The organism is Paenibacillus sp. AD87 (assembly GCF_001659845.1).
In the GTDB taxonomy this organism is placed as follows: domain Bacteria; phylum Bacillota; class Bacilli; order Paenibacillales; family Paenibacillaceae; genus Paenibacillus; species Paenibacillus marchantiae.
In genome coordinates this window covers 387,398-401,530 of sequence record NZ_LXQN01000022.1, presented here as the reverse complement: position 1 = coordinate 401,530, position 14,133 = coordinate 387,398, and the positions used below count along the sequence as shown (strand labels likewise).

General features: G+C 47.4%; 13 protein-coding genes. 10 read left to right on the top strand and 3 right to left on the bottom strand.

Going from position 1 to position 14,133, the window contains the following annotated elements; translation table 11 throughout:
* Positions 1 to 1,032 (bottom strand): ribonucleotide-diphosphate reductase subunit beta, encoded by a 1,032-nt coding sequence (locus tag gpAD87_RS29970; protein ID WP_024632189.1) that lies wholly within the window; start codon positions 1,030 to 1,032, stop codon positions 1 to 3.
* Positions 1,033 to 1,379: 347 nt separating this feature from the next.
* Positions 1,380 to 3,713 (bottom strand): ribonucleoside-diphosphate reductase subunit alpha, encoded by a 2,334-nt coding sequence (locus gpAD87_RS29965; protein ID WP_063568260.1) that lies wholly within the window; start codon positions 3,711 to 3,713, stop codon positions 1,380 to 1,382.
* Between the two features lie 761 nt (positions 3,714 to 4,474).
* Between gpAD87_RS29965 and gpAD87_RS29960 the strand changes: the two genes are divergently transcribed.
* The 7 genes from gpAD87_RS29960 (at position 4,475) to gpAD87_RS29940 (ending at position 9,654) form a co-directional block, all read left to right on the top strand.
* Positions 4,475 to 4,801, top strand: a complete 327-nt coding sequence (locus tag gpAD87_RS29960; RefSeq protein ID WP_063568261.1) for an MTH1187 family thiamine-binding protein — start codon at positions 4,475 to 4,477, stop codon at positions 4,799 to 4,801.
* Positions 4,802 to 5,010: 209 nt separating this feature from the next.
* The gene (locus gpAD87_RS32750) at positions 5,011 to 5,115 is read left to right on the top strand and encodes a hypothetical protein (RefSeq protein WP_017690880.1); all 105 of its coding nucleotides are present in this window, start codon (positions 5,011 to 5,013) and stop codon (positions 5,113 to 5,115) included.
* A 42-nt stretch (positions 5,116 to 5,157) separates the two neighbouring features.
* Positions 5,158 to 5,265: a sporulation protein YjcZ gene (locus gpAD87_RS32370; protein ID WP_197521564.1), complete on the top strand. Its 108-nt coding sequence runs from the start codon at positions 5,158 to 5,160 to the stop codon at positions 5,263 to 5,265.
* A 167-nt stretch (positions 5,266 to 5,432) separates the two neighbouring features.
* Positions 5,433 to 5,738, top strand: coding sequence for a hypothetical protein (locus gpAD87_RS32745; protein WP_063568262.1), 306 nt, complete (start codon positions 5,433 to 5,435; stop codon positions 5,736 to 5,738).
* Between the two features lie 575 nt (positions 5,739 to 6,313).
* Entirely contained in the window at positions 6,314 to 6,910 is a 597-nt protein-coding gene (locus tag gpAD87_RS29950; protein ID WP_064642567.1) for an RNA polymerase sigma factor, read from the top strand.
* The gene (locus gpAD87_RS29945; protein WP_064642566.1) at positions 6,907 to 7,887 is read left to right on the top strand and encodes an anti-sigma factor domain-containing protein; all 981 of its coding nucleotides are present in this window, start codon (positions 6,907 to 6,909) and stop codon (positions 7,885 to 7,887) included. Before gpAD87_RS29950 ends, gpAD87_RS29945 begins: the two co-directional genes overlap by 4 nt.
* 243 nt (positions 7,888 to 8,130) lie before the next feature.
* Entirely contained in the window at positions 8,131 to 9,654 is a 1,524-nt protein-coding gene (locus gpAD87_RS29940) for an HD-GYP domain-containing protein (protein ID WP_064642564.1), read from the top strand.
* On the opposite strand, the gene gpAD87_RS29935 is transcribed toward gpAD87_RS29940, so the two are convergent.
* Positions 9,647 to 10,300: a phosphatase PAP2 family protein gene (locus gpAD87_RS29935; RefSeq protein ID WP_079695791.1), complete on the bottom strand. Its 654-nt coding sequence runs from the start codon at positions 10,298 to 10,300 to the stop codon at positions 9,647 to 9,649. The two genes, gpAD87_RS29940 and gpAD87_RS29935, sit on opposite strands and share 8 nt — an antisense overlap.
* A gap of 232 nt (positions 10,301 to 10,532) precedes the next feature.
* Between gpAD87_RS29935 and gpAD87_RS29930 the strand changes: the two genes are divergently transcribed.
* From gpAD87_RS29930 to gpAD87_RS29920, 3 genes are all read left to right on the top strand, one after another.
* Complete coding sequence (locus gpAD87_RS29930; RefSeq protein WP_064642562.1) at positions 10,533 to 11,948, top strand: sensor histidine kinase; 1,416 nt, start codon at positions 10,533 to 10,535, stop codon at positions 11,946 to 11,948.
* 208 nt (positions 11,949 to 12,156) lie between these two features.
* Positions 12,157 to 13,314, top strand: a complete 1,158-nt coding sequence (locus gpAD87_RS29925) for an MFS transporter (protein ID WP_231952963.1) — start codon at positions 12,157 to 12,159, stop codon at positions 13,312 to 13,314.
* A 20-nt stretch (positions 13,315 to 13,334) separates the two neighbouring features.
* Positions 13,335 to 14,015, top strand: a complete 681-nt coding sequence (locus gpAD87_RS29920) for an oxidoreductase (RefSeq protein WP_231952951.1) — start codon at positions 13,335 to 13,337, stop codon at positions 14,013 to 14,015.
* The last annotated feature ends 118 nt before the right edge of the window (positions 14,016 to 14,133 follow it).

Here is a 14,133-nt window from a genome sequence, read left to right as displayed (position 1 = left end):
TTACAGATCGTCAAATCCGTTATCGTCGCCGACTTTGCCGTAGTTACGGGATTTGGCTTCAAAGAAGTCTGTTTTCGTAGCATTCAGTGCTTCGTCGGAGAAAGGTTTGATCCAAGGCATGCAGTTTACATCCACGCCTTCGTATGCTTTTTCCATACCCATCAGGCGCAAACGTTTGTTGGCGATGTACTTGATGTAGTCTTCCAACTCATTCAGGTCAATCCCGCGTACGTTGCTGAGTGTGTAGTGTGCCCAGTTGGTTTCGAGTTCAACGGCACGGTTGATCGTTTTGTATACATAGTCCATGTTCTCTGGTGTGTTCAGTTCAGGGAAGTCTACCAGCAGCTGTTTGTACACTTCAGCGAAGAAGTAGCAGTGTTGGTTCTCGTCGCGCTGAATATAAGAGATCATTTGGCTGGTTGCCATCATCTTCTGGTCACGGGCCAGGTTGTAGAAGAAGGCAAATGTACTATAGAAGAAGATACCTTCAAGTACCAGATCGGCTACCATGGCCTGGAAGAACGTCTGTGGAGACGGGTTATCCCGGAAGGTTTGGTAGATGTCGGCGATGAACCGGTTACGGTCAAGCAGCACCGGATCATGTTTCCAGTATTCAAAGATTTCCTTTTGCTCCCGATCGGACACGATGGAGGACAGAACGTAAGAGTACGATTGGTTGTGTACAACTTCCTGTTGTCCAATGATTGCTGAGATCGCTTCCAGCGAGGAATCGGTGAAATAACGTTTCACGTCACCTACAAACATCGTTTGCATGGAGTCCAATACAGCGAGCAGGGAGATGTTGACTTTGAATGTACGCTGTTCTTCCGGATCCAATTGGGCAAATTGGGAAGCATCCTTGGACATTGGAATTTCATCCGCGATCCAGTGGTTGAGCAGTAGTACTTTGTACAGTTTGTACATATGAGGCATACGAATATCGTTCCAGTTCAGAATGCCTGAGCATTCCCCTTCAATGATACGGGTAGACTGGTTAGGCGCTTCGGTATTGAAAATTTTCTGCAATTGCATAATCCGTTCACTCCTTGAATGAATTTACACTGTATAACTACGATGACAGAACAACCTTCCGATCGCTGTTATCCCCAGATTTCTTTAACTCCTTTTCTAAATGGGAGAAATCCGGTGATAAAGGCGAGCGCTTCGCTTCTCCAGCTTTTTTCTGTCCTCTCCGTTATCGTGTAATATTATTTCAACTTATATATTAGGGGCTGTAATGTGGCATCTATATCAACATCTCATGATGTTGTGATCGTGTTTTGGGCAAAAAAGTACCAGGGCAACGCCATTTTGCATTCAAAACAGGATGCCCTGGTAGTCATCGTAGATCTAGTGAGCTTTCAGCATCACGATAAAACTTAGCTTGCGCAAGAATCGCATTCTTCAATAGTCAATGCCCGACTGCGAACATAATAAGTTGATTTAATGCCGGCTCTCCAGGCGTGCAGATGCAGTTCCAGGAATTCCGTTGCTTTGATATCTGGACGAACATACAAGTTGAAACTTTGTCCCTGATCGACGTGGCGTTGACGGGCAGCGGCCATATTGATGGAAGCATGTTGATCCACCATGAACGCTGTTTTGTAATACCAGATCGTTTTTTCGGACAGGTCAGGTGCCGGGTTGGCAATCTTGTATGTCGTTTTCTCTTCATAGGACAACAGTTCGTAAAGCGGATCAATGCTGGCTGTTGAACCGGCAATGATGGACGTTGAACCATTTGGTGCAATGGCGAACAACCAGGCGTTACGTACACCGTTTTGCTGTACTTGGGCTTGCAGTTCTTTCCATTGTTCAGTTGTAACGAATTCGCCTACGCGCTCACCAGTCGTGTAATCCCGTTGGTCGAAGTATTTACCTGTTTGCCAATCGGAACCTTGGAATTTCGGATAATGTCCTTTTTCCTTGGACAACTCCATGCTGGCTTTCACGAGCAAATAGTTAATTTTTTCGTACAGATTATCGTTATATGTGACTGCTTCTTCCGATTCCCAACGAATGCCTTCGAGAGCAAGCAGGTGATGAAGTCCGAATGTTCCCAGACCAACCGCACGGTATTGACTGTTGGTGTATTGGGCTTGCAGCACTTCAATGTTGTTGATGTCGATAACGTTGTCCAGCATACGAACCTGAATCGGTACCAGACGCTCCAATACATCATGAGGTACAGCACGTGCCAAGTGAATGGAGTTCAGGTTGCAGACTACGAAATCGCCCGGTACTTTGGAAATCACGATGCGGGTTTGTCCATCTTTGGTTACGAGCTCTTCTTTTTCAACTACAGTTGCAGATTGGTTCTGCATGATTTCGGTACAAAGGTTGGAAGAGTACACCATGCCGTGTGCACTGTTCGGGTTCGAACGGTTAACAGTATCCCGGTAGAACATGTAAGGCGTACCGGTTTCGAGTTGGGATTTCATAACACGTTTCATGATGTCAATCGCCTGAACCGTAATCCGGGACAACAGCGGGTGGTTGACCGCTTCCTCATATTTCTCACGGAACGCGCCTTCGCCTACGGACTCATCATAGAAATCTTCCAGTCCGAGTGGACGACCGTTCTCATCTTTCCAGCCCATCACTTTTTTCGTTTCATGCGGGCAGAACAGGTTCCATTCGCCGCGGCTGGCCACTCGCTCCATGAACAGGTCAGGCAGGCAGATGCCGTGGAATACGTCATGCGCACGCATCCGCTCGTCACCATTGTTCAGCTTCAGATCGAGGAAGGCCAGAATGTCTTTATGGAAAACGTCCAGATAAACAGCGATTGCACCTTTACGTGTTCCGAGTTGGTCTACGCTGACCGCAGTATTATTTAGTTGGCGAATCCAAGGGATTACGCCAGAACTTGTATTTTTGTGACCCCGGATGTCCGAACCGCGAGCTCTGACTTTACCGAGGTAAACGCCGATGCCGCCGCCCATTTTGCTGAGACGTGCTACATCTGTGTTGGAGTCAAAGATACCCTCAAGGGAATCATCCACGGTATCAATGAAACAGCTGGAGAGTTGTCCAGCCACTTTTTTACCCGCATTGGACATCGTAGGTGTAGCTGCCGTCATGTACATGTTGCTCATTGCCCAGTAAGCTTCCTTAACGAGATCCATACGTCTCTCAGCAGGCTCCTGATGCATCAGGTACATCGCGATAACCATGTAACGCTCTTGAGGCAATTCCATGACTTTTCCGTCAAAATCGTGTGCAAGGTAACGTTCTGCCAGTGTGAGCAAGCCGATATAGTCGAACAACAGATCGTTGCGGTAATCGATGCATTCAGCAAGTTCGTCGATCTGCTCTTTGGTGTAACATTCCAGCAGTTCTTCGCGGTAGATGCCTTTCTTCACAAGATCCACTAGAAGCGGGTGGAAAGCGCCGTAAGGCTCTTCCGGGTAAGATTTGTATCTGCGGTTGGTTGCCGCTTTCTTGTAAAGGGAAGTAAGCAGGGAGCGTGCCGCTGCAAATTTCCAGTTAGGCTCTTCCTTCGTTACCAGTTCCAGAGCGCTCATCATAAAAGCGCTGCTGATCTCGTCTCCGGTAACTTCGTCACGACGGAGCTTGCTGTTTACCCCGCGTATCAGACGTTCCTTGTCCAGCATGTCCAGTCCTTCCAGAATACGATCTGCATATACCGAGATGCGCATATCATCAAAGGCAAGCTGGCGGTTGTTCGGCTTGGTCACAACTTGTGGCATGAATATTCCTCGCTTTCGCATGTTTAAGAGATAAATTGGAGAAATTCTTTATATAAAGAATTGAGTGTCTTCTTACGGTGAGATAAAGATATAAGCTGCATATTGCGGACTGAACGGCGGTGATTGCGAGTCTTGCCTCATCTTGCACATAGGAGCGCACGCAGAACATGGTCACATAAAAAGCATTCCCCTTGCCTCGCGGCTGAAAATGCCCATGGATGCCCTGAGTTCCTTACTGTCTTTGAAGAATCAAAAAAAGACAGAAAAGGGTGCTTATGTAATCTTTTGTCTATAGCAGACACGCCTGTGAATTAGAGGATACCGGTGCAGTCCAAATAGCCCCGTTAACCTCCGAGTCAAGTCTGTTTCGAGAAAGCGATTTACACCTACAGGGACGTGCCTTTAGAGGTGATTTCATCCTGTTTTTCGCGAGATTTCAGAAGATGACTAATAGAAGTGGGGTGATTTGATTTTACTACATTTTGTTGCTGTTCTCTTACTGTAACCCAACATATAGTGTTTGTAAACAGGGTCAACACAGTAAAACGTAATTCCGAGTATACCATTTAAGCCAGGATTCCGCAAAGGAAAAGGACTGGAAGATTTGAAGATTTATTAAAAAAAAATTTTGGTCAAATCAGATGACGTCATCACGTCAGTTTGAATTATAGCTCCTTCAACTGGTAGAATAAAAACAGGCAAAAATCGACTAAAAATGAGCGGCACCGGTATCTTTCGGGGCCCAAGGGAGGCGGAGCGAAATGGCAATAGCAGAAGTGACCGTAATTCCAATTGGCACCGGGACGACCAGCTTGAGCAGTTATGTGGCGGATATGCAGAAAGTATTGGAAAACCAGCGGGGCATTACATATCAGTTGACCTCCATGAGTACCATTATCGAAGGCCCGCTCAATGAAGTATTTACAGCAATTGCCGCTCTGCATGAAGCTCCGTTTCTGTCGGGAGCTCAGCGTGTCTCCACATCCGTCAAGATCGACGATCGTCGTGACAAACCGGATGCCTCCAGTGTACAGAAGCTGCAATCTGTCCAGGAGAAACTTTCATCCCGTCAGGCACGTCCGAACTGACGGAAGTCAGCAGCATAAGGAAGATGGTCTTATACAATGTACTGCAAGTCTCTTTCTGGGGCTTGCGGTTTTTTGCATTTCATGGGTTCAAAGAGAAAGAGAATATGGTTGCTTCGTAGGTAATGCCTGCCCAAATTTAACCAGAGCCCGATCTAGTGTGTGATTTTTGCATATAGTGAACTGTACCTCAAATAAAAGGAGGGTTTTGCATGAGTGGAGTTGTAGGTGGATACGGCGGCGCATGGACATCGACTGGTGCCATATTGGTTCTCTTCATTTTGTTGGTTATCATTTCCAAAGCATTCCTTATCTAATAGACCCTTAACACCTAAACCATTGGTAAAGGAGGAATCTCCATGAGCGAAGTACTTGGAGGCGCAGGATACGGCGGCTGGACATCAACTGGTGCCATCTTGGTTCTGTTCATTCTTCTCGTTATCATCACTAAATCTTTCTGGGTATAATATGTTGAACTCCGCCGGTTTACCGGTGGGGTTTTTTTTTGGTTTGAGGACAAGCTTACAGGAATAGTGAAAACGCCTATTTTGTCAAAGTAGGGCCATAGCCCGGTCCAGAGGTAGGCATAATACATAGCTTAGGGGTGTAGGCAAATGTTAAGGAGGAATGAACAATGAGCGAAGTAAAACCGAATTCACCGAACGGACAGGGACACGTATACGGATACGTGGGAGGGTATGAGCACATGCATGGATACACAGGTCATGAAATGCATGGGTACGGATATGGTTGTGGAACTATGCCAGCGGGCTATGGCTACGGCTACGCTCATCATCCCAATCAGGCTCCAGTGCTTCATGGGTATCACCATGGTTGTGGAACTTCCTATGGACATAGCGGAGGAAGCTGGGGATCCATGGGTACGATTCTTGTACTGTTCATCCTGTTGGTCATCATCTCCAAAACGATGTTTATCTAGTTCTTATAACAGCAACAGTATCAGGGAGTTGATCCATACAACTCCGATGAAAGGCGCCGAGATTGTATCGGCGCCTTTTAGCTGTCTGGACATTTTTTCTTAAAAGTGGACATGGAAAAACACCCGGAACCCAATTCCGGGTGCTTTGTGTATGTTTTCAATCTTCTCAAGAATAAGTGACATCCAAAACAACAAAAGCCCTACCTCTCTTTTGTCCTTGCGGCTCCGATGACCGCGCCAGTGTGAATGGGAACATCTTGTGAAACTCTGTACTACCGGGTTAATGTGATTCAGGTTCTTCAATCTTCATAGGTTAATGTGCATGTTCGCTGCGGTCGCAGCATGAAGAAAATATTCCGGGGTTTAAAGAAGACAGAAAATCATATGAGGTTGTTTAAATACCAACTCTTAGAGTATACCACAGGCTGTAATTTTTTGCAATAAAAAGGAAGGTTGAAGCTTTTTTTGAAAACAATTGCGAAAATATTTCAAATTTTTTCTTCAATAAGGTAATCCTCTTCAAATGATTCTGCGTAGGTTATAATAAGAGGGATGACACGGAAAGGGGCCCTCGCATGACTGAATCAATAGAGGACAGCAGGTTAATGCGGCAGATTGCGGAACGAGATGCTTCCGCACTGGAGCTTTTATATGACCGCTACGAGCGGGCGGTGTATTCTTTTGCTTATCGGATCGTTGGTGATCCAATGACAGCAGAAGAGACTGTCCAGGAATTATTCCTGCGGGTTTGGAACAATGCTGAACGATATGAGGCCTCACAGGGGAAGCTGACCACGTGGATGTTCGCCATTACGCGCAACATTGCAGTGGACATGCTGAGGCGAAAATCCAAAAGCGCAGCTACGACCTCAGTGGAGAACGAAACACTGGCGGCATATGCCGATGAACATACAAATACAGAAGAAGAAATAGAGCGCAAATGGGAAGGTGTCCGAATCAAGGAGGCGCTGTCCCAGTTGAATGGTGACCAGCAACAGGTCATTGAATCGATCTATTATGCAGGCTTAACGCAACAGGAGGTATCCAGCAGATTCGGGATTCCGCTGGGTACGGTAAAGAGCCGTGTCAGGCTTGCGATGCGGCAGCTTCAGAAGCTGCTCGCCGATGCTGAATTGCATCCGGACGCGGGAAGGGAGGGCATACATCCATGATAGAACGACATGAGGAATGGTCTGATCTGGCACCGGTGTATGTGCTGGGAGGACTCGAAGCGGAGGAAGTGGCAGCATTTGAAGCACATTTGGCCCAATGTGAGTCTTGTCGCCAGGAGGTGAGGGAATTGCAGGAAGTAACAGGCTTCCTGCCACTCGCGGCGGAACCTGTTGCACCGCCGCCTGGCATGCGAGCACGTGTGCTGAGCAACGTGCTTGGACACGCGCAGGAGAGCGCCGGAACGAAGCCGGCGGCTGCTCCTGCGCAGCCTGAAGCACCCGTGGTGCTTCAGGCTGATCTTGCGCCGCAGCAAGAAGCGGCGCAGCCCGGGCAAGGCTTGCCGCCGGAGACGGCGGTGCCTGCAGCCCGGGCAGAAGAGGCTGCACAGGCACAGCCATGGCAGCCTCAAGGGCGCGCGCGTGCGCGCAGCAGCCGCGCCTGGCGCATAGCGAGCGCAGCCCTCGCGGCAGCGGCGCTCGTGCTCGGCATCTACGCCGGGCAGCTGCAAGGCCAGGTCGATTCGCTGAAGCAGCAAGCTGCGGGCTCATCGACAGTGCAAGAGCAGCTTGCTCAGGCGCAGGCACAGAATGTACAGCTGAAAGAGCAGCTCGCTTCGTCCCTGCAGCCTGCACAGGGAATGCAGACAGGTGAAGCCGTCAAGCTTAGTCCTGCGACACAGGACATTGTCGCCCAAGGACTGGCTACCATCGTTATTGACAGCAAAGGCACTCACCTGGTCGTACAGGCGGAGAACTTGCCTACTCTGGAAGGGAATGAGGCGTTCCAGGTTTGGCTGATCAAGGGCGATACACCTCAGAATGCGGGGACCTTCCTGAGCCATAATGGAACGGGAGCGGTATATTATACGTTAGACTCTGCCAACGACTACGACACGGTCGCGATCACACTTGAACCGGATGCGATGGGTGATGAGCCGCGTGGTACAATGATTCTCGCTGCTAAGATTAAAGGATAAGAAATGTCTTGCTACATCAGGCTGTTTCCTACGGGGAACAGTCTTTTTTGTATGGTTGTACGCGTACATATAAGTTAAATGAGCGATTCATAGTTAATTCCAGGATGGAGGTTTCCCGTCCGTGAAATGAATTAATTTTTTCAGTCCGAGCAACCGATAACAAATAGGAGGCTGTACCCTTAATTTCCCTCTGTCATCATCAATGGGGAGAACGGGTTTACACCTAGAGAGTGAGGGGTTAGGGTGGAAGTATACCGTTCATTTATCTTTCGTCTGATGCGAAATTATATTATCGGTTCAATGGGAGCTGTTTTTGTGGTAGGTACAGTCGTTATGGTGTCTACCTTACAAATACCAAACATTCAATTTGTACGACTTATTATCATTGTGTTGATATCACTATTGTTCATGCTTGTTGCAGAACTGATTACGTTATGGGCACAACTTGGCCCCATCCGGCAGTTTTTTGCCGCTGAGCATCATGAAAAGGCCGAATTGACAAAAATGTATGAGAGCATTCACCGTTTTCCGGGACAAACGATCTATCGTATTTTGGGTCCGCATATGCTTGGATTTTCCCTGCCTGCTGCCGGATTGACGATATGGATGATTTCTACAGGATGGCTGGAATTTCCGTATGGATATGTCGCAGTTGCAGCTGCGTGTGCCTTATTGATCGCCGTGATGCATGCCTTAATTGAATATTTTCTGACGGTTCGGACCGTGAGACCGCTGCTGCTGGAAGTTCGCCGCAGAGGCAAAGAACAGCATGGCATGGAGCCATCTCTCGGAGGACGTGTCCTGGTGTCCATTCAACGTAAATTTCAGCTGAGTACGGCGTTGATCGGTTTATTTCCATTATTTCTGTTCTTCCTGGCTACATCGATCCGTCTTCAGTATATGGATAGCGAGTTTGCGAAAGAGTATATTCTGTGGGCAGTTCTTATCGTTGTGCTGGGCGGGGGCTTCGCCCTTGTGGGAAGCTGGCTGCTGATTCGGGATGTTCGTGGTCCGGTTGCAGAGCTAACGGAGGAGATGAACCGAATTCAAGAGGGAGACCTGGGCAGAAGAACCCCTGATCTGTACGCGGATGAATTTTCTGCGCTCATCTCCGGATTCAATATGATGATTAATCGGCTTGAGATGAGACAAGAACGTAATCGGCAGTTGCTGCAAAGTTATTTTTCCACCTTGGCGGCTGCATTGGACGCACGGGACAAATATACGGCAGGTCATTCCATGCGGGTGGCAGAGTACTCCATTATGATTGGCAAGCTGAGTGGCATGAATGAGGAACAAGCAGATCTATTATACAAATCAGCATTGCTTCATGATATTGGAAAAATCGGCATACCCGACGAAGTGTTATTGAAAGATGGGAAACTCACTGATGACGAATTCGCCATCATTCGCACACATCCCGTTCTTGGAGAGGGCATTTTGTTACAGATTGAACCGATTGATGCCATGGCAGATTTCCTGCCGGGTGTAAGGTCTCATCATGAAAGATATGATGGCAAAGGATATCCTGATGGCATAGCAGGCCAAGAGATTCCGCTGTTTGGTCGTATCATTGCCGTGGCTGATGCCTTTGATGCCATGACGTCTGATCGTCCATATCGGAATGGGATGAGCCATGAGAAAGCGCTATCTATTTTGGAAGAAGGAAAAGGGACCCAGTGGGATCCCTATTTTGCAAGTTTGTTTATTGATGAGTGGAGGCGGCAACAGCATCTCCAGAAATCGTCGGAGCGAGGGGTCAGCTGATCCCCTCAGTCCACTTCGATTCTTTTCTACGACGACGGAGCAGCGAGAGCCCAGTGATAATTGTAAAAACGCATTCGCCGAGTACGACTGCACCCAGGGCGTCATAGATTACATGTTGTTTAATCATTAAGGTGGACAATATAATCAGTGCTGCACCAGCAGCAACTAACACCTTAACATGTTTGCGAATACTCTGAACGGAGAGAACAGCACGCATAACCAGATAAGAATGAAGGGCATGAATACTTGGAAAACAATTATATGGACGGTCCTGGCCGTAGAGCCATCCAAGGAGAGATGCGCCGAGACCTGTACCTGTTAACTCGGGACGCGGCACCATAGTCTGAAAATTAAAATAGATCAGGTAACAGATCCAGACACAGATGTTCATGGATAACAGGACGCGATAATAAGTGAGCCGATCTTTGGCACATAAATAAGCCAAGACGCCGAAGACAAACGGATACCAACCCAGATAGGGTATGGACATGGAAGGTACATAAGGGATGATCCGGTCCAACGGGGAATTAAGAACAGAGAACCCGCGCTCCGGACTATTCAGAATATCATAGAACATCCCCATGACAGCCAAGGAAAGCATCAAGCTTAACGACAGCCAGTAGGATTTGCTTTTTAATACGTGCACAACACCGTTTCTCCTTTCATCCAGGTTCGCAAGGAACTGGATCACAGCAAATAAAATCGAACAACAATATATTCTACTACGTTCAGCGCACAAATTGAATCCTGATTTGTGTATTTTTGTGCATTTTTTTGACGACGAAGGAATGTCGAAGGTTGAATGGGCATGATATGATAGAGATGTATACGGACTAAAGGTTTTCTGTCAATGAATACACGACAACAGGAGTGAGTGAATGCAATTTTCAAAAATGTTCGTATTAAACATGGGGATGCTCATTACCATTGCTTACCTTGCTAGTGTGTTCTATAAATACGTCGTAATAAGAGCTTCATCACGAGTAAAACAGATATGTTCGTTGTTTGTACTTATTTTTGCAGGCTGGATCAGCACGGTATTTGGATTTCAGCTTAATGATGAAGTTGTCTTCGATCTTCGTTTTGTTCCTTTAATTGTTGCCGTTTTGACGTATAGACAACCCTATAGCGTGATTATCGTGGGTGTTGGGATTGGACTGACCCGGTTAACTTTCGGTATCAATGATGCTACGGTGGCTGCACTGATCAACATGTCAATCTTGGGTGTGCTGTGTGCAGGGTTGAATATATGGATGAGACGCAGTGACTACAGGCTAATTGTTAAAGGTGTCATCGTCATATTGATTGTAAATGTGGTCAATAGTGTGAACATAGCTATCGTCGGCGTTATCCCGGCTACATATTTTTTCTCACATATTATGCCGTATACCCTTCCTGTTGGTATTTTACTTAGTCTTATTTTTGCTTTTATTTTACGAGATTTCCAGAATGAACAGAATCGGATTTTGCTCATCCAGAGCACCAATCGTTTATTGTCTGTGCAAAAGGAAGAATTGCAGAAAGCTCAGATCGTGCTGGAAGACCGTGCCAAGCAGTTGATGATTACTTCGCAGTACAAATCGGAATTTTTGGCGAATATGTCGCATGAACTGCGAACACCGTTGAACAGTGTCATTAACTTTGCCCAGATGATCAGCGAGAACGGTGATACGCTGGAGCAGGAGGATGTCGTACGTTTTGCCACAATGATTGAGCATTCTGGTCAGGAGTTGCTAACGTTAATCAATGACATTCTCGATCTGTCCAAAGTGGAAGCGGGCAGACTGGATATCGTCTTGGAGGATATCAGTGTTGCCCAACTCACGGAAGATGCCATGAATCACTTCCAGTTGGTTGCCGAGAAAAAGGGAGTCCAGCTGCAACTGGACAAGAAGCCAGGACTACCAGAGACCCTCTGGTCTGATCCCCAACGAGTCCAGCAGATTTTGCGTAATCTTATGTCCAACGCCATCAAGTTTACGCATCAGGGGAAGGTCACACTGACCGTGAGTACCAAGCAAATGAAGAAGTCAGGCATTCTAAGTCAATGGATTGTTTTCTCGGTACAAGATACGGGAATTGGCATTGCTGAAGACAAACATCAATCCATTTTTGAAGCATTTCAACAGGCTGACGGGTCTATTAGCCGCAAATTTGGGGGAACTGGACTTGGCCTGTCAATCAGTCGGGATTTGGCAAGATTACTGGACGGATCGATCGAACTTAAAAGCGCTGAGGGTAAGGGGAGTACCTTCTATCTCTATCTCCCGTTGAACCGTGAAAAAATGAGTTGACAACCATCACGCTGTGAGTAGAATTTGGGGTGACAACTAGCATCGACCGGCTCTTGAAACCCGGTCTAAGGAGTGTATCCCCATACAGAAGACGGTCAACGTTAACCCTCCTCCGTTTGCAGGCAAACCACGGCGCAAGGGTTCGACACAACGCACGAATTTATCCATTGCAACATGGGAGGGTGTACCGGCAATTATTTTGCAGACGTTGCTGGGAGGCCCATTTTTAACCGGATTTCTGCTGTACCTTGGGGCCGGGTCAAGACATATTGGCTTTGTGCTCGCCATTACGACGTTTGTCAATATCGCCCAGATTGGAGCGGCTTACTGGATGCAGCGCATTCGCAGCCGCAAACGCATGCTTATATTGTTTGTAGGGGTGCATCGCGTCCTTTGGAGTTCGACGGGCCTCATCCCGTTCCTGTTTCCCAAGGAGTGGTGGGTAGGCATTTATATTGGTGTGTATACGGTTGCATTCATAGCCAATACGATTGGTGGTATGATCTGGACCTCGTTGATTGGAGATATCGTTCCTGCCAAGGTGAGAGGGCGTTATTTCGGAATTCGAAACACGATTCTGAACGCACTTGGAAGCGTATGCTTATTTGCTGGAGGCATCGTTCTGGACCGTTTCCCCGGGGAGATGGGTTTCTTAATCCTGTTCATTCCTGTGTGGATTTGCGCCATAGCCAATACAGTTATTTATTGCTTTTATCCAGATGTGCCGTTTGAACGTTCAACTGAAAAGGTTTTTTTGGGCATGTTCAAGAAGCCGTTTCAGGATCCTTCCTTTTTGAGGGCTGCAATGTTCCTCGCGGCCTGGTTACTGATCCAGACGTTGATCGTTCCGCTATTTTCCTACGTGATGCTTGACCTGCTTAACATTAATTATCAGACGGTATCTATAATCACCGTGGTGCAGACGCTCGTTATGATGGCCGGATTCTATATCTGGGGCAATCTGAACGCAAGATTCAGCAATAAAACCTTATTATTTTGGACATTACCGATCATCGCACTCTCCTGTCTGTCATGGGGATTGATGTCGTTTATGCCTGTTTTGATAGCGCTTTTTTTATCTCATATTTTTCTCGGTATTGGTGTGGGTGGATTCAACCAGCTTGCTTTCAACTTCACAATCGGAGATACACCCAAAAGCGAAAGACCGATGTTTGTCGCCGTGTATTCGGCTATGACCGGAGTGACCTCGTTTCTTGGACCGCTGATTGGTGGCTGGTTGTATGAGAGAATGGAAACCTGGCCGGACGCGATGAATTGGGTTTCCACCTATGGCTTCCAAGTGGGTGTTGGTGCAGCGATGCTGGTTCTTACGTTTACGCTTGGACGTCGTGTGCTTCTGAAATAGAGATATGTGGAGGGATGTACTTGGAAAATCACGAACGGCAAGCTCTTGTGATTGGAGCCACCGGGCTTGTGGGTGGACTACTGGTACGCAGCTTGCTTCAGAATCCGGCTTATGGCCGGATTCGTGTATTGGTCAGACGACCGCTTGAAATGGAACATCCAAAGCTGGAGCAGCATGTCGTGGATTGGGAACAACTTGAAGAGCAGAAAGATCTATTTCGCGATGTTGATGACTTGTACTGTTGCTTGGGTACAACGATTAAAAAAGCCGGCAGTCAGGAAAACTTCCGCCAAGTGGATTTTCACTACCCCGTAAAAGCCGCCAAACTGGCCAAGGAGTACGGTGTATCCCAGATGCTCGTCATTTCTTCCATGGGAGCCGATGCCGGGTCTCGTGTGTTTTATAGTCGGACCAAGGGAGAGATGGAAGAGGCATTAACGGATATCGGTTTCCGTTCACTGCACATATTCCGTCCGTCGTTAATCCTCGGAGATCGCAAAGAAAAACGGTTGGGTGAGCAGTTGGCAGCTCATGCCATGACGTTTCTGGATCGCTGGATGAAAGGCAGAGTGGATAAATACCGGGCAATCCAGGCTTCAACCATAGCTCGCGCCATGATGAACATTGCGCTTGTTCAAACCAATGGAAACCACGTGTATTCCAATGATGTTATTCATGTGCTTGGTTTGGATGAGTCCTGAGATATTCATGGTTATCCGATTTGGAATGAGAGCTAAGGGTAGACGTTTCTTGCCTGGGTAGGATCGTGGTATAATAAGCTTCAAAAATGAGTTCGAGGCTTGTCTCCTCGCGGTGGCA